The sequence below is a fragment of the Amycolatopsis sp. cg5 genome (genome assembly GCF_041346955.1).
GTDB lineage: Bacteria > Actinomycetota > Actinomycetes > Mycobacteriales > Pseudonocardiaceae > Amycolatopsis.
Genome location: NZ_CP166849.1, coordinates 5,014,944 through 5,038,367, shown reverse-complemented (window position 1 = coordinate 5,038,367; position 23,424 = coordinate 5,014,944). Strand labels below are relative to the sequence as shown.

The window sequence follows — 23,424 nt, the reverse complement described above, 5'->3', positions numbered from 1 at the left end:
GTGTCCTCTTGCTGACCAGCCGGAGGACTTCCGGGCGCGCGTCCAGGCTGACACAGTTCTGCCCAACGTCGTCAGAGAACGAGGGGTGGACATGAGAATCGCTCAACTACGAAGAATCGTGGCAGGCGCTGTGGTGGCCGTGGCAGTGTCGGCGGGTGCGGCGACACCCGCGTTCGCCGACTTCTCGACGCCCGCGAACCCGCCGGCCCCCGGCCCCCCGACGCCGCCGATCACCGGATTCATGTGGGACTGCGCCGGTGTCCAATCCTCCCAGCCGTGCGGTGCGGGCTGATCGTCAAGACGCTCACCTCGGCCAGGATCCGCGTCAGTGAAGGGGATTCGATGGACTCGACCAGCGTGTTCGCCGAACGACACGGGGTGCTCGCCGAGCTTGCCGGACTGGCGCGCGGGACGACCGCGGCGCGGCTGGCCGTGGTGACCGGGGCGGCGGGCAGCGGGAAATCCACGCTGCTGCGCGCCTTCCGGAGCAAGGCGGCCGACCACGCCGAGGTGTGGCACGGGCTTTGCCGTGGGGCGGGCGCCTCGGTGCGGCCGCTGTTCGACGGCTTCCTGCGCGGCGGCGCCAAGCCGAAAGTGCTTGTGCTGGAAGACGTGCAGTGGGCCGATGACTCGACGCTCGACCTGCTCTCCGCCGTCACCCGCGGGCTGAGGGATGCGAAGGCGTCGGTCGTGCTCGCGTACCGCGATGACGAAATCGGTGCGACGCATGGCTTGCGCGCGGTGCTGGCCGGTGTGCCCGCCTGCCGTTTGCCGCTGCCCGCGCTTTCGGAACCGACGCTCGCGGCGTTGGCGGCCGAGCTGGACTTGACGACCGCCGAACTGATCAGGGAAACCGGCGGGAACCCTTCGCTGATCAGCGAAATCGCGCTGCGGCGGGTGCTGGAGCGGTCACTGCCCGAGCGCAGGCGCGCGGCGGCGGACGCCGTGCGCGTGCTGATCCAGCGTGCCTCGGAGGAAGCGGGCGTGCGCGCACGAGACCTGTGCGAGCACGACCTGGAGCGCGCGCTCGCCCTGGCCACGGAACATCGGCTGGCGACGCGTGAGGTGCTCTCGATCCGGGCATGGTCGCGATTTCTGTCGGGTGACTGGGCGAGCGCGGAGCGGGACGCGCTCGCGGCGGGTCCCGAATCCTTACCCGGGCGCTGTGTGCTGGCGAGGGTGAGCGCGCGCCGAGGTGTCCCGATGTCGCTCACGGCCGACCGGGACCTCGACACCTTGCGGGACCGGGTTCTGCTCGCGGTCGCGCGAGCCGAGTCCGGCTGGCTCAGCGGTGAGCGCATGCCGGACGCCGACGAGCTACGGCCGGTCTTCCACGCCGCGAGCGAGGCCGGACATCCGTGGTACGCGGGCGAACTGGCACTGTGGTTGCGGCGGGCGGGTGAGGTGACGCCAGGCGCCGACTGGTTCGCCGAGCCGTACCGGCTGCTGGCGGCCGGGCAATGGCGGCGCGCGGCGGACGCGTGGCGTGACCTCGGTTGCGCCTACGAGCAGGCCGACAGCCTGGCCATGACCGGCGAGGCGGGTGCGTTGCGCGCGCTGGTGATGTTCGACGAACTGGGCGCGACGGGCGCCGCGCGCAGGCTCCGCCGGCGCTTGCGGCACCACGGCGTCCGACGGGTGCCGCGCGGTCCTCGGCCGGAGACCGTGGCCAATCCGGCGGGCCTCACCAGCCGGCAGGCGCAGGTGCTGGCCGGGATCGCGTCAGGGTTGAGCAACGCGGGCATCGCCGAGCGCATGAACCTGTCGGTGCGCACGGTGGACCATCATGTCGCGGCCATCCTGACCAAACTGGCCGTGGGTTCCCGGCGTGCCGCGGTGGCCGCCGCCATCGAACTCGGCATTCTTCCGGAGCCCGCGCTCGGAATCTGATCGATTCGTCAGCAGGCCCGCCCGCGACCATTTGTCGTGGGCGGGCCTTTTTATGTCCAGGCATCGGCGCACGTTCCCAATATAGGTAGTACTTGCCCATGTGCTTGGCATCGTTCCTGGATAGATTCTTCATGCCGGATGAAAGTTACCGGAAACAAAAAAGGGAGTAGAAATGAACCTGAACCTGGACGACCTGAACCTCGACGAGCTCGACGTCACCTCGCTGCGCGACACCGTGGCGCTGCCCGAGACCGCCGCCTCGACCGGTTCCGGCTGCAGTGGCAACACCGGATCCTGCGTGGACCCCCAGTAGTTTCGCCGGTAACGGGTGTCACCCCGGCGGTGTGCGCCGGGGTGACACCCAGCCTGACAGGGGAGGAGCGGGAAATGCGGCGGGAACAAGTTGTCGGCGCTGAATCAATTGTCGAGCGAACGGAAACAGCGCCTTATGCGATGGTTCGCGCGACCCTCTCCGAATTGTGGCCGGAAAGCGCGGAGAACGCGGAATTCCGAATATTGATGAACGAACTCGCCGCGTGCGAGCGGGCATTGCTCGTCATGGCGGATGGGCCGCTGGGCCAGCAGTTGCATGACAGCCGCTGCTGGTTGCCGGAGTCGCTGCATCGCCGGGTGGTGATCCCTCTGCGCCGGGACATCCACAATGGCAGAGCGCCGCGGCCCGTGCTGCGCGAAGCCGCCGCCGAGCTGGCGGATCGGTTGCCGTTGCTGGAGAACTGGCTGCGCCTCGTCGACCGCCGTGAGCGCCTGCGTGCCGAACTCGCGACCGCGCGGACCGAAGCGCTGAAAGCCGAACGCGGCGCGCTGAGCCTGCGTGCCCGCGATGAGACGTTGCGACGGGCCGTCGCACTCTCCAGCGTCGATCTGCTCCACGGCCTCGCCGACGTCGCGGGCCCGGGTTACGGGGCCAAGGCCAGGAAGGCCGAGGTCAAGGTGCTGCGGTACGCGCTGCGCGCGGCCACGAAGACCAGCCCGTGGTCGTGGTTCACCGCCGTCGGCTGGGGAACCTGGGACGAACCCGGCGCCGGCATCACCGGCGAGATCGACCCGGTCGCGCACGTGCTGCCCAACCAGACACTTGTCAGCGCGCTGTTGCGCGCGCTGCTCACCGAACCCGCCCTGCGCTGGTCACTGCCGCACCGGGCGGCTCCCGCGCTAGGACTCGGCGCGGACCGGTTCACCTGCCTGCGTGACGACTGCGAGGTGAAAGGCAACTACGTCGCGGTGCGCGAACAGCGCGTCAGCCTGCCCCGCACGCGCACGCTCGACGTGGTGCTGGCCGAAGTGCGCGCGGCGGGCGCGAAGGGGCGGACCCTGCCGGAGCTGGCGGCCGTGCTCGGCGGCATGCTCGCGTCCGAGGCGCCGGTCAAGGCTTATCTCGACCGGCTCGCGGACGAACAGGTCCTGTTGCCCATCGCGCCGATCGACCCGCAGCTGCCCGACCCGCTGCCCGCGATGGCGCGATGGCTCGAATCGGCGGGCTGGGAGACCTTGGCCGGGCAGCTGCGCAGGCTCCACCGCGGCGGCCTCGACCTCGCGTGCCTGCCCGCCGGACGACGGCCGCAGGCCATCCGCGACCTGGACGCCGGGTGGACCGCGGCGTTCGACGGCATCGGCGCCGCCCGCCCCAAGACGATGCCGGTCAGGGAAGACGTGCTCCTGCCGGGCAGGCTCCGGCTCGGCGCCGAGGTCGGCGCGGACATCCGGGCCGACCTGAGCAGGCTCGCCCCGCTGACCGAGCTGGTGAACGAAGGCGCGGTGCTGCGCGCGCTCGCGCGGCATCGGATGCTCAGCCGGTTCGGCGACGGCGGACGCTGCCGGGTCGCGGACCTGGTCGGCGACGCCGAACAGCTGTGGGCGGCCGCCATGGGCGTCGGCGCGGACGGCGCCGTCAGCCTTCCCGACGGCGAGACGCTGCCGGACGAGGTCGCCGAGATCGCCGCGCTGCGCCGGGAAATCACCGAGACGACCCAAGCCGCGTTCGGCGGCGGCCAGGAAGCCTGGCTGTCCGAGGAACTGCTCGACCACGTGACCGGACGCCTGCCGCGCTGGATGCTGCGCAGGCCGGCGTCCTACTCGCATTTCGTCCAGCCGTTCGACGAAGCCGGGCGGCGGGGCTGGTGCCTGAACTCGATCAGCACCGGCTGGGGCCGGTTCACCACCCGGTTCCTCGACGCGTTCGGGCCGGAGCTGCGCGACGCGGTCGCCGCCAGGCTCGCCAGGACGCTGGACGGCGAGCTGACCGCGCAGTTCCGGCCGGTGAACGGCTTCAACGCCAATCTGCACCCGCTGCTGACCGGCACGGAGGTGGGGGAGGACCCCGCCTGGTCGGCACTGCTGGACCAGGACCTGGAGGTCGTGCACGACCCGGTGACCGGGTTGGTCCGGCTGCACGTCGCCGCGACCGGCGCGCCGATCAACGTGCTGTATCTGGGTTTCCTCGTGCAGCTGGCGTTGCCGGACCGGGTCGCCGCGTACTACCTGGACCTCACCGCGGACCGGGCCGTCTTCGGCAGGCTCGCGCCCGCCGAGACGATCACGCCGGACGTCCGGCGGCGAGCCAGGCTCCGCCACCGCGATCTCGTGCTGGCGAGGCGGAGCTGGGCGGTCGGCGCCGAGACGGCAGGCGACTGGGCCCGGACGCTCGCCACCGGGGAAGCCGTGGACGCGGTGGCCCGGTGGCGCGCCGCGCTCGACCTGCCGGAGGCGGTGTTCGTGGCGGGCGTCCGGCAGCAGGCCGCCGAGGACGAGAAGCCCCGTCTCACGGCGCCGCCGAAGCCGCAGTTCGTGGATTTCGGGAACGCGCTGCACCTGCGGTGCCTGGCCAAGCTGCTGCAGCAGCACGACGGCCCGGTCCACCTCACCGAGGCGCTGCCCGCGCCGGGCAGTGGCCGCGCGCTCGAGCTGATCGTCGAAACCCATCGGAGAGGGATGTGAGCGACATGGCCGTGACCGCCTGGGACGTCGTGTGCCACTACCACGAACCCCTGCAGGCGCCGTTGCTGCGCGAAGCGGTCCTGCCCGCGCTCGCCGAGGGCGCGCACCTGGAGCGAGGCTGGCTGCACGGGCCGCACCTGAGGATCAGGGTGCCTGAAGCCGAGGCCGCCGAGAAGCTCGCTGAGCGGCTGAGAAGCCATCTGTCGCAACACCCTTCGCGTGCTGGACTGTCCGATGTGGACCTTCAGGAGCTGGCGGACGCCGCGGGGCGTGCCGAACTCGTGCCGCCGCCGTACGGTCCGTTCCACCCGGACAACACCGTGCTGGTCGAACAAACGCGCGCGGCGGGGTCGCTTCGTGATCATGTGCTGCGACTCGGTGTCCCCGCCGTGGCCGCGACCGTCGCCGACATCGGGGCGCACGCCGACCGGACGGGTGCGCGGGTGCGGGCGGTGATGACCGTGCTCAGCGCGCACGCCGAGGCGAGTCCCGGCGGACTGGACAAGCGCTACTTCTCCTACCAGTCCCACCTGGAAGCGCATCTGCACGTCCACGACGCGGACGGCCGGATCCGCGCCGGGCATGACGCGATGTGGCTGGCGCACGGCGACCGTGCCCGCTCGATCGCCGCGCACGCGGATGACACCACCGATCCGCTCGTGGCCGCCTGGCGTGACTGGGGCGAGGCCGCGCGAAGTGCCGCCGCGGAGGCCTATGACCGCGGTGAACTCCGGTCGACGGCCAAGGCGGAGACGGTCGCGAGAGCGGCGGCCTTCGACGACCCGGTCACCGCCAAGACCTACCGCAGCGCCGACATCAGCGAATTCCATCAGCTGCTGAACGCGGTCTGGACCCCGGACGACGGCGACGGCGGGGAGTTCGAGATCGAGCGCTTCGTCATGAACATCCTCTACCTGCTGCTGGCGGTGTGCGACGTGCGTCCGGCCGAGCGGTACCTCGCGGCCTCGCTCGTCTGCCGCGCCGTCGAATCGCTCAGCGGCCTGACGTGGCGGGCACGCATCGAGCGGGCGCGAGAGGGCGCCCGGTGACCGCCGTGCGCGAGGCGCTGTACCGGCTGCGGCCCGGCGTGCGGGCGACGGCCACCGCCGAGGGGCTGCTGTTCCGCGGTCCGCTCGGCACGTTCACCGCGACCGGCGGCGCGGACCTGGCGGTGCTCTGGCAACGGCTCGCGCCCGCGCTGACCGGCGGGCTCAGTGCCGACGCGATCGAATCCGTCTGCGCGAAGGGCACCGCTGGTCAGGTCGTGCGCGGCCTGCTCGACAGCCTTTCGGCGCACAGCATGCTCCTCACCGCGCCCGCGGACTGGGACCGGTACTCGATTCCGAACGCGGCGCCCGGCTTCGCGGGCTGGCTCGATCAGGTCGCCGTCGACCCGGCCGAGGCGTGGAGCCGGTGTGCCTGCCGCGAATTCACCGTCACGGGCACCGGACCGATCGCCGAAGCCGCGGTCGCCGCGCTGACTTCGAGCGGCATGCTGGTCAAGCGTGAAGCGGCGGACACCCGGCTCGTCCGGCTCCGGGCCGCCGGCTTCGAAGCGTTCGCCGGTGCGGACGCACGGCTCGCGTTCGCCGGCCCGGTCGCCGAGATCGCCGACCGGCTCGGCCTCGGCCGGTCGGCGCCGTCGCGTCCGGTCGCCGCGCTGGCGGGATCCTTGCTGGCGCACCGGCTGCTGCAGGACGTCGCCGGAGTACAGCAGCCTGCCGGGCCATGGCCTGAAGTCGTGATCGTGCGCCCGGACCGGCTGGCGACCACCACCCATCACTGGCTCACCGGGACCGGCTCCTCGCCCGCCGACCTCCACGCGGCCATGCCCGCGCTCGAAGCGTTGTGCGATCCCGAACTCGGTCCGCTCGCCGAGCTGAGGTTCGCGGAACTGCCCCAGATTCCGCTGGGCATGGCCGTCTGTGGCGGGACGCTCGGGTTCGGGATGACCGTGGACGCCGCCCGGCTCGCGGCCGGGCTGGCGGCGGCCGAGCGCGCGCTCGACCCGGACGGCGGACGTGGCGTCGCGGTCGGCGGCGATGAACTCCATGCCACCGGGGTGATGTTGCGACGGGAGATGCTCTACCGGACCTCGCCGCTCGACGGCGACGAGTACGCGTGCGACGGCTGGCCGTCCACAATGGCCGTCCGATTAGGACTCGACGTGCGCTGCCGGGTCGCGAGTCGCGCCGACGGGGTTTTCGTCGCCACCAGCGCATCCGGATCTCGCGCGGTCGAGGCGACCGCCGAGGACGCGGCCGCCTATGCGCTGCTGGGCGCGATCGGCGCCGAACAGGCCGCCCGAGCCGGGATCACCGCCGTCGCGTCGCCGATGTGCGGGGCCACATTGCCCTCGACCGGGCCGCATCCCGAACTCTGGCCGTCGCCGCGTGATCGCGAGCCGGAGTTCCAGCGCTGCCTGCGCCGGGCGCTCCCGGACGTCCGGACCCGTCGGGCCGACCGCGCGGCCGTCCCGGGACTGCAGGCGACCGGCTTCGTCGCGCTCGAACGGGGGAGCACGCCATGACCTGGTCCGTGACGGAGTCCGAACGGTGCTCGGCCTGGCTGCGTGCCGCGCGGACCGACCCGCTCATCAGGGTCGGGCTCGCCGGAGAGCACGAGCCGGGCACGCTCGTCGTCGCCGCGCTGGAGGAATGGTCCGCCGCCGGGCTCGAGGAGCTGGCCGCCGAGATCACCGCGACGGGTGCCCGGTTCCTGCCGCTGCGCGCCGACGCGGTCCGCACCGTCATCGGCCCGGTCATCGGCGCGGGACTGCCCGGCTGTGTCCGATGCGCCGAGTACGGCCGGATCCACGCGCTGGACGTGCCCGACGACCTCTCGCTGACCCGCGGCGGCACGTTTCCGCCCGCGCTGTGGCCCGCGCTGGCCGCGCTCGTCGAATACTGCGCGGCGAACGTCGAGGCGCCGCGGCTGTGGCAGCTCGACAACCGGGACGGCACGCTCACCGAGCACGTCGTGCCGATCCGGCCAGGCTGCCCGGCCTGCGCCGCACTGCCCGCCGACGAGCCGGAAGCCGCCCGGTTCACCCCTCGCCCCCGGCCGGTGCCGCCGGGGGAGCTGCGGCAGGACAACCTGCTCACCGCGGGACGGCGCGTCGTCGAGGCCGCGGTCGATCCGGTCTTCGGGCCGGTCACGGTCACCGGCCGCACCGACCGGTCCACGCTGCCGATGGTCGCCGCGGACGTGGTGGTGGGCAAGGTGCGCGAGTGGAGCTTCGGCCGCGCGGCCACCGTCGCGGACGCCGAGCGGGTCGCGGTGTTCGAGTCGCTGGAACGCAGGCTCGCGCTGCGCCCGCACGGCCGCCGCACCACGCTGCTGTCCTCGTTCGCCGACCTCGGGCCCGCCGTGGCGGTCGATCCGGTCTCACTCGGCCTGCCGGACCCGGAGTTCACCGGACTGGCCCGCGAGTGCACGCCGTACCGGCCGGATCTGCCGATCACCTGGGTGCACGGCTGGTCCATGACCGGCGACCGGCCCATCGCGGTGCCGGAGCATTTCGCCTACTTCGGCGCGCCGGTGCGGCCGGAGCACCCGAGGGTGATCGTCGGCAACACGAACGGCAATGGGCTGGGCAACAGTCTCGAAGAAGCCGCGCTGCACGGGCTGCTCGAAGTCATCGAGCGAGACGCCTTCCTGCTGGCCTGGTACGCGCGGACGCCGCTACGCCGGATCGCGCCGCCGGAGGGCGACGACGTCGCGGGGCACCTCGCCGACGACCTTTCGCGAATCGGCTACGAGCTGCTGATCTTCGACGCCACCACCGAGTTCGGCGTGCCCGTCGTGGTGTCGCTCGCCCGCCAGCGATCCGAGTCGTCCACCCTGCCGCAGCTCTATTGCGCCGCCGCCGCGCACCCGGACCCGCTGGTGGCGATCCGGTCCGCGGTCACGGAGACGGCGGTCGGCGCGTTCCGCCGCGCCGACCTCCACACGCCCGACGCCGAGGAACGGCGGCGGCACCTGCGGATGCTCGAAGACCCCGCCGAGGTGCTGCGGATGGACGACCACCTCGCGTTGCACAGCCTGCCGCAGGCGCGTGGCCTGCACGAGTTCCTGCTCTCGGATCCGACCGTCGCGAATCCGGTGCGGTGGCAGGAGATCTGGACGCGGCCCCGGGAGCGGGAGACGGACCTGACCCGGGTGCTGACGGGCCTCATCGGCAGGCTCGCGGAGCACGGCCTGGACACCATCGTGGTGGACCAGACCGACGCCTGGAGCCGGGCGCTCGGCCTGCACGCGGCCAAGGTCATCGTGCCGGGGACGCTCCGGATGACCTTCGGCCACCTGCACCGCGCGACCGCCGCCGTGCCCCGGCTGCTGCACGTCCCCCGGCTGCTCGGCCGGGCGGCCACCGTGCTCGATCTAGCCACGCTGCCCCGGCACCCGCACCCCTTCAACTGACCCGGAGTTCCGCATGACGCTCGTCGACGCCCGGCCCGCACTGCTCCGCATCCATCCCCTGCTCCGGTCGGACACCGTGCTGCTTCGCGATGACCGCGGCGTGTTGCTGCACAGCGAAAAGGACCAGGCCCACCTCGCGGGCGACGAGGCGTACCGGCTGCTCAACCGGCTGCGCGGGCATCTGGACGGCACCCGCACCGTCGCCGAACTCTGCGCCGGGCTGACCGCCCAGGTCCGTGACCGCGTCTGCGCGCTGCTCGCCGAACTGCTCGAACGCGGCTTCCTGATCGACCTCGACCCGGGTGAGCTGGCTCCGGGCTTGCTGGCGCGGTTCCTCGACCAGGTCCGCTACCTCGCGCATCTGACCGACGAACCGGCGCGCGCGTTCGCGCGGTTCCACCACGCGCGCATCCTGCTGACCGGCTCGGGGCCAGCGGTCGACGCCGCGGCGGCGAGTCTCGCCCGCAACGGCGCCGGAAACGTCGTGGTCGATCCGTCGGCGGGGTACGACCTCGTGCTGGCATGCAGCGACGACGGACCACTGCCCGTCGCGCCCGCCGAAGGAGCACTGCTGCCGCTCACCGCGCGCGGTGACCACGTGGTGCTCGGACCGGTTCTCCGTGCGGGGCAAGGGTTCGACGCCTGGCCCGAACCTCGCCAGACCCCGGCATCCGTGCGGTACACACCGGCGCTGGCCCGTGCGCTCGGCGCGACGCTCGCGTTCGAAGCGTTCCGGCTGCTCACCGGGATCTCGGAAGGCGAACGTGTCGTGACCGTGCAGGATCTGCGAACCCTGCGAGCCTCCACCCGCCGGGTCGACGACGGTGCCCCTGTGGTCGTACCAGCCATTCCTGAACTCCAGACCGTGCCCGATCACCGCGGAACGACCGTGCGGGAGTACGCGGCCGCCGTGCACGCGGTGATCGCCGAGCCGCTCCCGCCGCTCGGCCGGGCTCCGCGCTGGGGCGACCGCCCGGCGCTCTTCCCGTCCTTCACCGGCGGCTCGCTCCGGCCGCTGCCGGACTCGGAACCGCCTTCCGCACGGCCGTTCGGCGAACGCGTGGTCGGCGATCGCAAGCTCGATCTGGAGACGCTCGCCTGGCTGTTGCGCGCTTCCTACGGTCCGCGCGGGCGTCGCCTGCGGTTCGACTCCACCCAGTCCAACGCCGGTTTCAGCCACTATCCGACGGCGAACTGGGCCAGGGGAGCGGCGGGTGGCGGCGGGCTCTACCCGTTGCGGCTCTATCTGGTCGCCGGATCTGCGGGCGCGATGGCGCCGGGGGTGCACCACTACTCGACCAGGCAGCACGCCTTCGAGCAGATCCACGACGGCGAGCGCACGGCCGCGGTCCGCGAGGCGGTCCGGCACCCGGACGCCGAGCGCACCGACCAGTTCCTGGTGATCACGCTGCGGTTCTGGAACAACGCCTTCAAGTACGCCAATTTCGGTTACCACGTAGGCACTTTCGACGTCGGCGCCTTGCTCGGCGCACTCGGCGCGCTGGCCGAGGGGATCGGGGTTCCACTGCGGCATCTGCTCTGGTTCGACGACGAAGCGCTGAACTCCGTGCTGGGGGTGGACATCGAAGACGAGTCCGTGCTCGCGGTCATCCCGCTGCCATGGCAGGCCGAGCAGGCGCCGGAGCGGACCGAGCCGCTGCCGCCCGCCGAGACGGTGGAGAGTTCCCTTGTCGTGCAACGCTTCGCGTGGACCCAGGAAGTCCATCGCACCACCTTGGTGGCCGCCCGGCGTCCGGCTCCGGTGCTGCTCCGCTCGGATCCGGACCAGCCAGGCACGTCGGCGGGGGAGTCGGCGGACGCGCTGATGAGCCGTCGCAGATCCAGCTTCGGCGGGCTCACCACCGAGCAGCCCGTGCGCCGCGACGAGCTGGACAAGGTGCTCGACCTCGTGCGCCGCACCAGGCTCCGCGCCGACGACATCCGCGCCGACGACGACACCGGCGGCTGGACGAGACTGTCGGTGCTGGTCAACAACGTCACCGGCCTGACGCCGGGCGGCTACCGGTACGACGACGGCCTGCACGCCGCCGGGCCGTCCCCCTCGGCCGCAGGCTGGGCGGACACCCTCGCGACCATCACCCGCCGCACGCCGAACTACAGCCTGCAGCAGGCAGCGGCGGTGCTGGTCGTCTCGGGCAACCTGGACGACCTCGTCGAGCGCTACGGCCCTCGCGGCTACCGCATCCTCAACGCCGAGGCCGGCCAGGTCGTCCAATCGTGTTACCTGGCGGCCACCGCGGCCAGGCTCGGTTGCGGCGCCATTCTCAGCCTCGACCATCTCGTCGTCGACGAGGCGCTCGGCCTCACCGGCACCGGCGAGCGCGCGCTCGTCTGCTTCCTGCTGGGGAGGGAGAACCGTGCCAACGCCGAATACCGCTGACGCCTGGTTGTCCGTGCATGTGCACTACCCCGGCAACCCCGACCCGCTGCTGCGCGAGGCCGTCGCCCCGCTGGTGCGGCGGCTGCGCGGGCGCGGGCTGATCGCCGGCTGGTTCTTCATCCGGTATTGGGTGGAGGGCGACCACATCCGCCTGCGGCTGCGCCCGGTCGCCGGCGCCACCGACCTGGTCCGGCGCTTGACCACACGCTGGCTCACCGTCTATCTCGCCGAGAACCCCTCGCCGGACACGGCGCCCGGCGAACCACCGAACCAGGCGGCCAATCGCGCGATGTTCGCCGCCGAGTACGGCGACGACGCCTGGGACCGTGCCTACGGCTCGACGGGAATGCCGCGGCGCCCGACGAACCGCTGGTACCCGGCGGGCTACTTCCCGGAGTACGACCGCTACGGCGGCGCCGACGGCATCGAGATCGCGGAATGGCACTTCGAGCGATCGAGCGACATCGTCCTCGGCCTGATCGCCGGGCACCCGGCGAAATCAGCACGGCTCGGCCTTTCGGCCAAGCTGAGCATGATCCTCTGCACGGCGTTCCTGAGCGACACCACCGAGCTCACCGGATTCCTGACCGGCTACCGTGACTCGTGGGAACCACCGTCCGCGCGCGCCCGGCTGCACGAGATGTACGACGCCTCCTACGCCCGCTCGTCCGACCGGCTCCGCCGCCTGGTCACCGAGAGTCCACAGTGGACCGAGTGGTCGGCGCACTGCCACGAGCTGAGCGAGCGCGCCTGCGGTTCCGTCGCACTGCTGCGGTCCTACCTGCACATGACCAACAACCGCCTGGGCGTGCACCCCGTCGACGAGGCCTACGTGGCCCACCTGATCGCGGCGGCCCTGACGGACAGTGAAAGGGAACGACATGTCTGCTGAGCACGCCGCACTGGCGGTCACCGGCCTGGTCAAGCGCTACCGCCGCGGCGACAGCGCCCCCGCCGTCGACGGACTCGGCTTCCGCGTGGCGCCCGGCGAGGTGTTCGGCCTGCTCGGCCCCAACGGCGCGGGCAAGACCACCACGATCGGCGTGCTCACCACGCGGATCCGCCCCACCGAAGGCAAGGTGCTCCTCCACGGCGTCGACGTCGTCCGCTCACCGACCGCGGCCTGCCGGCTGCTCGCCGCCGTGCCCCAGCGCAACAACCTCGACCGATCGTTGACCGTGCGCCAGAACCTCCTGTTCCACGCCCGGTACCACCGCGTACCCCGCTCCCAGCGCACCGCCCGCGCCGACGAGCTACTGGGCGTGATGGGCCTGACCGGCCACGCCGACCGCCGCCTCGATCACCTGTCCGGCGGCCAGTCCCAGCGCGTCATGATCGCCCGAGCCCTGATGCACCGCCCCCGCGTCCTCTTCCTCGACGAGCCGTCGACCGGCCTCGACCCCCAGGCCAGGCTCTTCGTCCACGAGCGGATCACGGAGCTGCGCGCCCGAGGCACGACGGTACTGCTCACCACCCACGACATGGACGAGGCCGCGAAACTCTGCGACCGCATCGGCATCGTTGACCACGGCCGCATGCTCGCCCTCAACACCCCGGCCGAGCTCAGCAGATCCCTCCCCGGCACCCGCACCCTCGAACTCACCGTCCGCGTCGCGAACGCCGAGCCACTGCGCGCCGCCCTGCAGTCACTGCCCTCGGTCCACACGGCCGAACTCACCGAACACCGAGCAGGACAGGCCCACCTCCGCCTGTTCACCGACCGCGACCCCGACGACCTCGTGACCCCCGCACTCGGTGTCATCACCCGGCTCGGGGGAGCGGTCCAGGAGTTCGGCATCGGCAAACCCAGCCTCGAAGACGTGTTCATCCACTTGACCGGACGGGACCTCCGATGACCCGAACCCTCACCCCGGCCCCTGCCCGCCCCGACCTCCCCTCGGTCTCGATCAGCCGCACCGACGTCATCACGGGCGCATTCCACGCCTTCGCGACCATGCTCCTGCGCGACATCGTCGTCACCGGCCGCCAGCTCGGCTCGTTCGCCGCCCAGGTGCTGATCCAGCCGTTCTTCATGCTCTTCGTCTTCGGCTACGTCCTCTCGGCCATGGGCTTCGTCGCACCCGACTTCGCCCAGGTCCTGCTGCCCGGAATCGTTGCCCTGTCCGGCTTTCTGACCTCACTCCAGGGCACGGCGTCACCGTTGGTCGTCGACTTCTCGTGGAGCAGGGAGATCGAAGACCGCCTCCTCGCACCGGCCCCGGTCGCGGTCGTGGCGCTCGGCAAGGTCGTGTTCGGCGCGCTCCGCGGCTTCGTCGCGGCCGTGGTGATGATCCCGATCGGCCTCCTCATGCTCGACAGCGTGAACTGGAACCTCGCGGCCTGGCCGATCACAGCCGGCCTGCTCGCGCTCGGCTGCCTCAGCGGCGCCTCACTCGGCCTGGCGATGGGCACGCTCGTGTCACCGAACCACATCCAGCTCGCGTTCTCGCTGATCCTCACGCCGCTGATGTTCACGGGCTGCACCCAGTTCCCTTGGCACGGCCTGGAAACCCTGCGCTGGTACCAGGTCTTGTGCGCGCTCAATCCGTTGACCTACCTGAGCGAGGGAATGCGCGCGCACCTGTCACCCACGCGGATCCCGTCCATCCCGTTGTGGGTCGACGTGCTGTGCCTGCTGCTTTCGATCGTGCTGGCGGGCGCGGTCGGCATCTGGGCTTTCGCCAGACGCGCCAAAGACTGACACCTAGAGGCCGCGATAAAGCCCGCTAAACTCCGGCATTGACACCGCTTTGCCCACCCCAGGGGGAGTTTTCTCAGCCGGGCGTGAATTCGAAGCGCAGCGAAGGGTCGTCGCGTAGTACGACCATGCGGTCGGCCTCGGTGTCGCTGTCGGCGCGTGACCAGGTGGCAGGCAGCAGGAAGTACTTGTCGGCCGCGCGGATGAACAGGCGTAACCCTTCGCAACGGAACCGGTAAGCCTCGCGCGGGCCGGTCAGCTCAGTGCATGTGATCGTACTGGGCAGATGCAGGTTCTCCTTGCTGTAGACGATCACGCCTTGCCGTTGCCCCAGCGTGGTGGTCATGTACGCGGCGTCTTTCTCGCCCAGCAGGGTGACCCACTTGTCGGCGGCCGAGAGAACGCCCAGAAAAAGCAGGATCATGACCAGCGCAGCGGTCGTCCTGGCGTGCCCGTCTCGCACCAAAGAGGCCGAATAGACGAGGAGCGCGACCGAAAACGCGGTGATCGCGTAGACGGTCAGGTAGGGCACGTCGTAGATGACCCCGGACAACCACCGCGCGACCGGCGGCATCAGAAAGGAGACGACCATGACGGCCAGCGTCAGCCCGCCGACCACGGCGAGCGCGCGGGCGATCGTGGTCACCGCGCGGTCCGACCGTTTGATCACCAGGTGCGCCCCGGCGACGATGATCGACCCGAGCACGAGCGTGAAGACGACCTGGCCCGCGCTCTGCCAAGCGCGCAGGAGGTAGTCCTGCGCGCTGTACTGCAGCAGCGTCTCGTCGATGCCGAGGTATTGCGTGTAGCTGTCGGTCCGGCGCCACCCGATGTACAGGCCGAGCGCGGTGAGCAAGGTGGCGGGCGCGATCACCGCACCCACCGTCTCGAGCGCGTCGCGCAGCCCGTTTCCCTCTTTCGCCCGCGGCTTCGGTGCTCGAAGGCCGGCGATTCGCTTGGCTGCGCTCACCTGGGTCGGGCGGCCGAGTCACAAACCCCTTGCACGACCCGGCCGGTTTCCTCCTGGCTGGTCGGCTGCATCATCGCGCGCAACGCCAGACAGGTCCGGACCCGTTCGTCGGCGGCCGCTCGCTCCTGTCGTTCCTTCTCGGCCGCAGCTGCTGCGGCGACGCGGGCCCGCTCCTGCTCTTCCGCGAACGCCCGTGCTTGACGCTCGGCTTCGGCTCGCGCTTGGGCTTCCTGCGCTTCGATCTGCTGGCGCAGTCGCTCGGCCTCCAACCGCTTCGCCTCCTCGGCGGCGGCTTGGGCGCGTGCGGCCTGGGCTTTGGCGGCGTCGGCCGCGGCTTGCTGGCGCCGAGCTTCGGCCTCGGCGACCTTGCGCTGTGCCTCCAGCTGGGCGGCTTGCGCCTTCGCGGCGTCGGCCGCCGCCTGCTGACGGCGTGCCTCGGCTTCCGAAGCCTGTCGACGGGCTTCCGCCTGCGCGGCTTCCTGCCGCTGCGCTTCGGCGCGCGCCTTCAACGCGTCCGCCTGCGCTTTTTCTTGATCGGCTTTCTGCTTTTCTTCCGCGACCCTGGCGTCAGCGGCCGCCTGTTTCTGCTTCGCCTCGTCGGCGGCCCGTGCCTTTTCCATCCATTGTGCTTCGGACGCGACCGCCCGGTCGTACGCGGGCTTGGCTTGTTTCGGCACGTCCTGGGGCTTTATGTCCTTACCCAGCGCCGGAACGTGGCTCTGTGGCAGGCGTGACTCGGGTGTCGGCTCCACCGCGCAGCCGGTGAGTACCACCAAGATCGAAAAACTCGCGAGCGCAGGACGAATTCTCATTCCCTCTCCCCTCGAACGCCAAGAATTGTACACAGCGTCCTCGCCCGCGCACTTCGAGACGATTCTCGGAATGATGGGATGAATGGCTCACCCGCGACTTCTGATCATTTGTTCGCGGCGGCTCGGCGGTCCCTGCCGATGGCCAATGCGATCGCCGCGACGCCGAACAGGGCGACCACCGAGTTGCCGATCGTCAGGAACATCTGCTGCCCGTGGCTGGCCGCTTCCATGTTCATCAGGTGGAAGAAGAAGTGCGGCACCGCGAACGCCAGGTAGGCCAGCGCCGCGGGCACGACGAAGTGGGTCTTCGGTTTGACCAGCGCGATGCCGAGGATGAGGGCGAGGCCGAGTGTCGCGCCGCCGAAGTCGCGGGCGAAGTGCTCGCTGAACGGAGGCGTGAGGTCGACGGTGGGGAAGTGGTCGTAGAAGCTGCGGGGGAAGAGCTGGTTCCAGCCGCCCACGACGAGCTCCTCGCCGAACGGGACGAGCAGGGCCAGGCGGATGGTGAGGTTGTTCATCGAGGTTCCCCTTCGCGTGCGGTGACGATGAGCAGACTCGGTAGCCCGGTGAGATGTGACAGGCGATCTCGCAAAATGTTTGATGAATGGGTTTGCGCAGGTCGGTGACATCGATGTCAGGGTGACCGGTTTCTGTCTTCTTTGTCGCCTTGACGTCCCGAAGCACGCGGCAGATTCTTCCTGGCAACGTTGTCACTCGCAGAGCGGAGTCACCCCATGGCGCAGGACTTCAAGCCGGTTGAGTCTTCGGTTTCGCGGCGGCGCCTGCTGACGGCGGGTGGCGGGCTGCTGGCCGGGTTCGGCTTGGGCGCGGTGCTGCCCGGGGTCGCTTCGGGCGCGCCCGATCAGGACGCGAGCCAGGCGGCGACCTCGGATCTGGCGTTGTTCCGGCCCGTTCAGGTGTCGTCGACCGACTACGCCGCCACGCCCGCCGAGTTCGCCGTCGACGGGCTCGCGCAGGTCGGGGTCCAGGGCTCGGGATGGCGGGCGGCCGCAGGGGATGGGCAGTGGATCATCGTGGACCTGCAGGGGCGGTGCCAGGTCAGCTCGGTCGTGCTGACCTTCGAGGCGCGGCCGGGGGATCCGGCGTTCGACGCCGGCGGCTCGCGGAGCAACACCACGGGCGCCGAGGTGCAGTCGAGCTTCGCCACGGTCTTCGACCTCGACGTCTCTTTGGATGGGAAGTCGTGGCGGACGGTGTACTCGACCGATTCCGGCAGCGGCGGTGTCGTCACGATTCCGCTGAGCGCCGTGTCGGCGCGCTGGGTGCGGTTGTCGGCGTCGCGCCGGTCGACGACGAATCCGTTGGGGCTCAACGGGTTCCAGGTTTACGGGACCAGTCGCGACGCGCGGCCCGCCGTCCGGGGGTGGACGAGCTTCCCGGTGCGGAACCATGACGCCCCGCCCGCGCTGACGGTGGCGCCGGACGGCACGGTGCCCGTCGAGTCCGGGTGGGTGCTGACCATGCAGGACTGGGCGCCGAGCAGCGACGGCGCGGCGTTGTCGGGGTCCGATGTGGACACCCGGGGCTGGCTGAAGGCGACCGTGCCGGGCACTGTGCTGGCGTCGCTGGTCGAGCAGGGGCAACTGCCCGATCCCGTGTTCGGGATGAACAACATGCACATCCCGGAAGCGCTTTCCCGGCACGCGTGGTGGTACCGGCGGGTGTTCGGGCTGCCGCGCGGGCTGGACACGTCGGCGGGCAGGCATGTCTGGCTGGAGTTCGACGGCGTCAACCACGAGGCGCAGATTTGGCTCAACGGAGCCAATCTCGGCACGCTGAGTCACCCGTTCGGGCGGGCCGCGTTCGACATCACCGCCGCGCTGCGGCGCTCCGGTGACCAGACGCTCGCCGTCAAGATCTCGCCGATGCCGCTGCCGGGCAGCCCCGGTGACAAGGGGCCCGCCGGCTACGCGTTCGTCGACGCCGACACCACGATGTTCAAGAACTCGCCGACCTACCTCGCCGTGTCCGGCTGGGACTGGATGCCCGCCGTGCGCGACCGCGGCTCCGGGATCTGGGACCACGTGCGGCTGCGCTCGACCGGCGCCGCCGTGCTGGGCGACGCGCGGGTGGACACGAAGGTGCCGGACACCGGCCTCGCCGAGGTGACGATCACCGTGCCGGTGCGCAACGCGGCCGCGACGGCGCAGCGGGTGAAGGTCACCGCGGCGTTCGACGCCGTGAGCGTGTCCAGCACGGTCATGGTCCCGGCGGGCGCCACGGCCGACGTGGTGTTCGCGCCGTCGGCGTTCCCGCAGCTGCGGTTGCGGAACCCGAAACTGTGGTGGCCCAACGGTTACGGCGACGCCACCCTGCACGATCTCACGCTGACCGCGGCGATCGGCGCGGCCGTCAGCGACCGGCGGACGATCCAGGTCGGCTTCCGGCAGATCGGCTACCAGTACGACCTGCCGATCGTGATCACCGACGGCCGGGCGACGCAGACGGTCGACCTGGCGCCGCAGAACGCCCAGTACGTCCGGATGCACGGGCTGAAGCGGGCGACCAACTGGGGTTTCTCGCTGTGGACGATGTCCGTTGTGGACAGCAAGGCGCCGGACAACGACCTGGCGAAGGGCAAGACGGCCACCTCGTCGACGGTGGCCGACGGCAACCCGCCGGAGCGCGCGGTCGACGGTGACCCGAACACCCGGTGGACGTCGAGCTACGAGGACGACCAGTGGCTGCAGGTCGATCTCGGCGCCGCGACGGCGTTCGACCGGGTCGTGCTGACCTGGGAGACCGCGTACGCGGCGACGTTCAAGATCCAGGTCTCGGCCGACGGGCAGCACTGGATCGACGCGGCGTCGGTCGACAACGCGCCGAAACCGCTGGTCATCCTGGTGAACGGCGTCAAGGTGTTCATCAGGGGCGGCAGCTGGGGCTGGGACGAGCTGCTGCGGCGCATGCCTGCCGAGCGGACCGACGCGGTGGTCGCGATGCACCGCGACATGAACTTCACCCTGATCCGCAACTGGGTCGGCTCGTCCTACCGCGAGGAGCTGTTCGCGGCGTGCGACCAGTACGGGATCCTGCTGTGGAACGAGTTCTGGCTCGGCTGGTCGGCCGACCCCGCAAACCACGACATCTTCCTGGCGCAGGCGAAGGACACCGTGCTGCGGTACCGCCACCACGCGTGCGCGACCATCTGGTTCGGCTGCAACGAGGGCAACCCGCCCGCGGTGCTCGACAAGGCGCTGCGCGAGATCGTCACCACCAACACCGACCTGCTCTACCAGGGCAACTCGGCGGGCGGCGTGATCACCGGCGACGGCCCGTACCGCTGGCTCGACCCGAAGCAGTACTTCACCGGCGAGGCGACCGGCGGCAAGAAGGGATTCTGGAGCGAAATCGGGCTGCCGACCGTCTCGGTCGTCGAAAGCATGCGCAACCTGGTCGGCCAGGGTGAGCAGGGCTGGCCGATCGGCGCGCCGTGGTTCCTGCACGACTGGTCGACCAACGGCAACCAGTCACCGCAGGGCTACCTGGCCGCGATCGACGCGCGGCTGGCGCCGTCGTCGAGCCTGGCGGAGTTCTGCCGGAAGGCACAGTTCGTCAACTACGAGAGCATGCGTGCGATCTTCGAGGCGTGGAACGCGAAGCTGTGGGCCGACGCCAGCGGGGTGCTCCTGTGGATGTCGCACCCGGCTTGGCACAGCACGGTGTGGCAGACCTACGACTACGACCTCGACGTCAACGGCAGTTACTACGGCTCGCGCAAGGGCAGCGAGCCGAGGCACGTCCAAGCCGACCTTGCGGACTGGACGGTAAGCGCGATCAACCACGCGCCGACCGCGCTGAGCGGCGCGACCGTCACTGCCGAGCTGTTCGGCCTGGACGGCAAGAGCCTCGCCGCGCCGCAACGGCAGACACTCGACGTGGCGCCGGTTTCGTCGGCTCGCGCGTTCGCGGTGCCGTTCGCGGACAGCCTGCCCGCGTTCCACTTGCTCCGGCTCACCTTGCGCGACGCGAGCGGTGCGGTGCTGTCCGAGAACACCTACTGGCGGTATCGGACGGACACGGCCATGCGCGCGCTGAACCAGCTGGCCCGCACGCAGCTCGCGACGGACCTGCGTCCATCCGGAAAGGACGGTTACACGGCGACCGTGCGCAACACCGGCCAGACGGTCGCGGCGATGGTGCGGCTGTCACTGCGCGAGCGCAACGGGACCGACCGGGTGCTGCCGACGTTCTACGGCGACAACTACTTCTGGCTGCTGCCGGGGGAGAGCAGGACGGTCACGATCACCACGCGGCGACCTGTCAGCCAGGCCCGGCTTTCGGTCGAGGCCTACAACGTCCCGGCCAAACTGTCGTGAGTGTTCAGACCGGTTAGAACCGGCCGTACCACTCACGACCCCCGCCTGGTGCCGCACCCGGGCTCGCGCTGATGGTGGGGTTCGCGTGTGTATGAAGGCTCCCTTCATCCAGTTCGGCCTGGATGAAGGGAGCCTTCATACGGCTTGGGTGGATGAAGGGAGCCTTCATACGGCTTGGGTGGATGAGGGGAGCCTTCATACGGCCTGGCTGTATGAAGGGAGCCTTCGTACAGGTCGCTGGTCGGCGCAAGCGACTTTGGCGGCGAAGGGGCGCTTGGTGTCCCTAGTGGACAGTCGGTCGGCGCGGTGGGGATGCCAAGGGCGGCGCATGGGTTGGATGGCTGAGTCAGGGCCTCCCTCACCCGGCTGCAGGTGGTCAGGGCCTCCCTCGCCCGATATTTCGGGTGAGGGAGGCCCCCACTCGGCGGGTTCGGATGAGGGAGGCCCTGACCCGAACCGGCGGCTGCGAGGCGGGCGCCGTGGGGGTCGTGAGTGGTACGGCCGGTTAGAACCGGCCGTACCACTCACGACTCCTGGACCTCGATGGCGCTGATCTCGACGTCGTCCGGGTAGAGCAGGAAGACCTCCGCGAAGACCGACGGCAGCGACTCGCCGTCGGCGACCGCGCGGTGCGCGCTCAGCACGAGCGTGTGCCGGCGAGGGCTGAAGCGGAGCAGGTGCGCGCGCAGCAGCGGCGGCCGGTCCGGGTCGAAGCCGCGGGTCCGCTCGCCCGCCAGTACGCCGTCCAGCTCGGCGCGCTGGACGCGCCGGTCGGAGGTGGTGAGGTAGGTCGTGCGCCACGGCACCGCGACACCGGCCACGACCACGCGCAGGCGAGGCTCGGGGAAGCACGAGCGGAGGATCTCGTGGCGGTCGAGCAGCCGCTGGCACGCCACGCGCAGCCGGTTCTGGTCGAGCGGGCCGTCCAGTTCGAACGCCGCCTGGACGGTCCGGCCGTCTTCGAGCATGCGCGCCTGCGCGGGGGTGACCGGCGACAGGCCTGCCAGGCCCAGGTAACCGGCCTGGAGCTGGTCGGCATGGGCCTGGTCGACGAGCAGTTCGCCATATGCGGAATCCGGCATGGAAAACCTCGCTGAATCGCCGGGGGAAGAAAGTGGATTCAGGCTAGGGCGGACCGTGCGGCGGCCAGAACGGGACGATTTCTTATGCGAGGTATAGGCGCTGGTGATAGTTGTCCTGACCTGCGCAGTAAGATCATCCGGTGGCTGAGAACAATGAGTGGGGCAGGCTGGATCTCAATTTGCTGATCCCGCTCAACGCGCTGCTGCTGGAGCGAAATGTCACCAAAGCGGCCGAGCGCCTGGTGATGGCCCAGCCGACCATGAGTGCCACCTTGGCCAGGCTACGCCGGCATTTCGACGACCCGCTGCTGGTGCGTGAAGGCCGGACGCTCGTGCTCACCCCGTTCGCCGAATCGCTGCGCGCGCCGGTGCAGGCGGCGTTGATCGCGGCGCGGGAGGCGCTGGCCGCCGGGCGGACGTTCGATCCCGGCGCCGACCAGCGCACGTTCACCGTGATGGCCAGCGACTACGCGGCCACCGTCTTGCTGCGGCCCGCGCTGCGTGGCCTGGAGGCCGAGGCGCCGGGCGTGCGTGTGACGATCGAGCCGCATTCGGCCGATCTGCTCACGCTGCTGCGGTCCCGTCGCTGTGACCTGCTGATCTGGCCGTTGCAGTTGGCCGATCCCGAGCTGCTCAACTTTCCGCACGCCGCGTTGTTCGACGACGAGTTCATCGCGGTCGCCGACAAGGACAACGACGGCGTCGGCGAGCTGCTGACGGCCGAGGCGCTGGCGACGGCGCCCGCGGTCGCCGTCGCGGGGCCGAGCCGGGCGGTGTCCACGATCAGGCTGAACGAGCAGATGGTGAATCAGCCGGTGGTGATCACCGTCGACTCGTTCATGCTCGCGCTGCAGCTGGTGTCGGGCTCCGAGCTGATCACGTTGACGCAGCGCCGGTTGTTCGAGCGGTTCGGCCCGATGCTCGGGCTGCGCGAGGTGCCGATGACGATCGAGCCGCCGAAGCTGAACCTGGCCATGTTCTGGCATCCGCGCGACGTGCTGTCGCCCGCGCACCAGTGGCTGCGCGGGCGACTGGAAGCTCAGGCCGCGTTGCGATAGGCGACGCCGCTCTGGTTGGGCGTGGTGTTCGAATACAGTCCGGTGCGGGTGGTCGCGGTGGAAAGCGAGAACCACGCATAGCGTTCCACGAATGAAAGGCTTCGCAGCATCGCCGTCGACTTGGTGACGAAGTCCGACTGCTGGTTCTGCGACGGATAAACCGGCTGCGGGCGGGAGAAATCGATGAGCGCGTATTCGGTCAGCCAGATCGGTTTGTGGTAGCGGTTGTAGACGTTCTGCAGGTATCCCTTGAGCTGATTCGTGGCATTGGCCGAGAAATCACCGCCGTACCAATGCAGGGGAATGAAGTCGACCCGATAGCCGCGTGCGGCGGCGCCGGACATGAACCGGTCGAGCCAGCCGCCGGGCGTGTCGCCGCCATAGGCCACCGCCGGTGCGCTCAGCCGCAGGCCGGTCGACTGCAGCTGCGGCCACAGCCGCAACGCCTCGTCCACGGACATGTTGGCCTGGCCCTGCATGTCCGGCTCGTTGAACGCCAGCAACGCTTTCCCGAGCTTCTTGGCCTGGTCCAGCTGGGTTTTCGTGACCGAGCCCCGGCCCCAGATCATCGGGACGAACTCGACGCCCGCCGGGGTGGCGATCCCTTCGGTGCCCGAGGCCCAGGTGTAGTACCAGGAGGCGCGCACGTCGCGCATCGCGGCGGCGGAGCCCGCGACATTCGCCGCGCTCACTCCCTTTTTCGAAGCCGCCGCCTCGGCCTGCGGCACGAGAACCGTGGCGGCCAGTGCGACGGCGGCGGCGAGGAACATTCTGCGTGGTGCGCGCATGGTGGTGC

General features: G+C 70.5%; 18 protein-coding genes. 13 read left to right on the top strand and 5 right to left on the bottom strand.

Features of this window, described 5'->3' with window-relative positions; translation table 11 throughout:
- Positions 1-91: 91 nt before the first annotated feature.
- The 11 genes from AB5J62_RS22610 to AB5J62_RS22560 all read left to right on the top strand — a co-directional run bounded on the left by AB5J62_RS22610 (position 92) and on the right by AB5J62_RS22560 (position 14,369).
- Positions 92-292, top strand: a complete 201-nt coding sequence (locus tag AB5J62_RS22610; protein WP_370941904.1) for a hypothetical protein — start codon at positions 92-94, stop codon at positions 290-292.
- Positions 277-1,890: a LuxR C-terminal-related transcriptional regulator gene (locus tag AB5J62_RS22605; protein ID WP_370941903.1), complete on the top strand. Its 1,614-nt coding sequence runs from the start codon at positions 277-279 to the stop codon at positions 1,888-1,890. The genes AB5J62_RS22610 and AB5J62_RS22605 overlap by 16 nt, the downstream gene beginning before the upstream one ends.
- Positions 1,891-2,062: 172 nt before the next feature.
- Positions 2,063-2,203: a thiazolylpeptide-type bacteriocin gene (locus AB5J62_RS22600; protein ID WP_370941902.1), complete on the top strand. Its 141-nt coding sequence runs from the start codon at positions 2,063-2,065 to the stop codon at positions 2,201-2,203.
- Positions 2,204-2,343: 140 nt separating this feature from the next.
- Entirely contained in the window at positions 2,344-4,845 is a 2,502-nt protein-coding gene (locus tag AB5J62_RS22595) for a lantibiotic dehydratase (RefSeq protein WP_370941901.1), read from the top strand.
- Positions 4,842-5,894 carry a hypothetical protein gene (locus tag AB5J62_RS22590; protein ID WP_370941900.1) on the top strand — a complete coding sequence of 351 codons (1,053 nt, stop codon included), beginning with the start codon at positions 4,842-4,844 and terminating at the stop codon, positions 5,892-5,894. Before AB5J62_RS22595 ends, AB5J62_RS22590 begins: the two co-directional genes overlap by 4 nt.
- Positions 5,891-7,375: a hypothetical protein gene (locus tag AB5J62_RS22585; protein WP_370941899.1), complete on the top strand. Its 1,485-nt coding sequence runs from the start codon at positions 5,891-5,893 to the stop codon at positions 7,373-7,375. The genes AB5J62_RS22590 and AB5J62_RS22585 overlap by 4 nt, the downstream gene beginning before the upstream one ends.
- A complete protein-coding gene (locus AB5J62_RS22580; RefSeq protein WP_370941898.1) occupies positions 7,372-9,267 on the top strand; it encodes a TOMM precursor leader peptide-binding protein in 1,896 nt (631 codons plus the stop codon). Before AB5J62_RS22585 ends, AB5J62_RS22580 begins: the two co-directional genes overlap by 4 nt.
- A gap of 13 nt (positions 9,268-9,280) precedes the next feature.
- A complete protein-coding gene (locus AB5J62_RS22575; RefSeq protein WP_370941897.1) occupies positions 9,281-11,668 on the top strand; it encodes a SagB family peptide dehydrogenase in 2,388 nt (795 codons plus the stop codon).
- Positions 11,646-12,560 (top strand): thiopeptide-type bacteriocin biosynthesis protein, encoded by a 915-nt coding sequence (locus AB5J62_RS22570; RefSeq protein ID WP_370941896.1) that lies wholly within the window; start codon positions 11,646-11,648, stop codon positions 12,558-12,560. The genes AB5J62_RS22575 and AB5J62_RS22570 overlap by 23 nt, the downstream gene beginning before the upstream one ends.
- Entirely contained in the window at positions 12,550-13,524 is a 975-nt protein-coding gene (locus tag AB5J62_RS22565; protein WP_370941895.1) for an ATP-binding cassette domain-containing protein, read from the top strand. The genes AB5J62_RS22570 and AB5J62_RS22565 overlap by 11 nt, the downstream gene beginning before the upstream one ends.
- Complete coding sequence (locus AB5J62_RS22560; protein ID WP_370941894.1) at positions 13,521-14,369, top strand: ABC transporter permease; 849 nt, start codon at positions 13,521-13,523, stop codon at positions 14,367-14,369. The genes AB5J62_RS22565 and AB5J62_RS22560 overlap by 4 nt, the downstream gene beginning before the upstream one ends.
- Positions 14,370-14,442: 73 nt before the next feature.
- Here the strand turns inward: AB5J62_RS22560 and AB5J62_RS22555 are convergent, their stop codons facing one another.
- From AB5J62_RS22555 to AB5J62_RS22545, 3 genes are all read right to left on the bottom strand, one after another.
- A complete protein-coding gene (locus tag AB5J62_RS22555; protein WP_370941893.1) occupies positions 14,443-15,240 on the bottom strand; it encodes a hypothetical protein in 798 nt (265 codons plus the stop codon).
- Positions 15,241-15,332: 92 nt separating this feature from the next.
- Positions 15,333-16,148: a hypothetical protein gene (locus AB5J62_RS22550; protein WP_370941892.1), complete on the bottom strand. Its 816-nt coding sequence runs from the start codon at positions 16,146-16,148 to the stop codon at positions 15,333-15,335.
- Positions 16,149-16,252: 104 nt separating this feature from the next.
- Complete coding sequence (locus AB5J62_RS22545; RefSeq protein WP_370941891.1) at positions 16,253-16,666, bottom strand: hypothetical protein; 414 nt, start codon at positions 16,664-16,666, stop codon at positions 16,253-16,255.
- Positions 16,667-16,882: 216 nt separating this feature from the next.
- On the opposite strand from AB5J62_RS22545, the gene AB5J62_RS22540 reads away from it, so the two are divergent.
- Positions 16,883-20,488, top strand: a complete 3,606-nt coding sequence (locus AB5J62_RS22540) for a discoidin domain-containing protein (protein WP_370941890.1) — start codon at positions 16,883-16,885, stop codon at positions 20,486-20,488.
- Positions 20,489-21,012: 524 nt separating this feature from the next.
- On the opposite strand, the gene AB5J62_RS22535 is transcribed toward AB5J62_RS22540, so the two are convergent.
- Positions 21,013-21,570 (bottom strand): condensation domain-containing protein, encoded by a 558-nt coding sequence (locus AB5J62_RS22535; protein ID WP_370941889.1) that lies wholly within the window; start codon positions 21,568-21,570, stop codon positions 21,013-21,015.
- A 140-nt stretch (positions 21,571-21,710) separates the two neighbouring features.
- On the opposite strand from AB5J62_RS22535, the gene AB5J62_RS22530 reads away from it, so the two are divergent.
- The gene (locus tag AB5J62_RS22530; protein ID WP_370941888.1) at positions 21,711-22,628 is read left to right on the top strand and encodes a LysR family transcriptional regulator; all 918 of its coding nucleotides are present in this window, start codon (positions 21,711-21,713) and stop codon (positions 22,626-22,628) included.
- Here the strand turns inward: AB5J62_RS22530 and AB5J62_RS22525 are convergent.
- Complete coding sequence (locus tag AB5J62_RS22525; protein WP_370941887.1) at positions 22,610-23,416, bottom strand: glycoside hydrolase family protein; 807 nt, start codon at positions 23,414-23,416, stop codon at positions 22,610-22,612. The two genes, AB5J62_RS22530 and AB5J62_RS22525, sit on opposite strands and share 19 nt — an antisense overlap.
- Between the last annotated feature and the right edge of the window lie 8 nt (positions 23,417-23,424).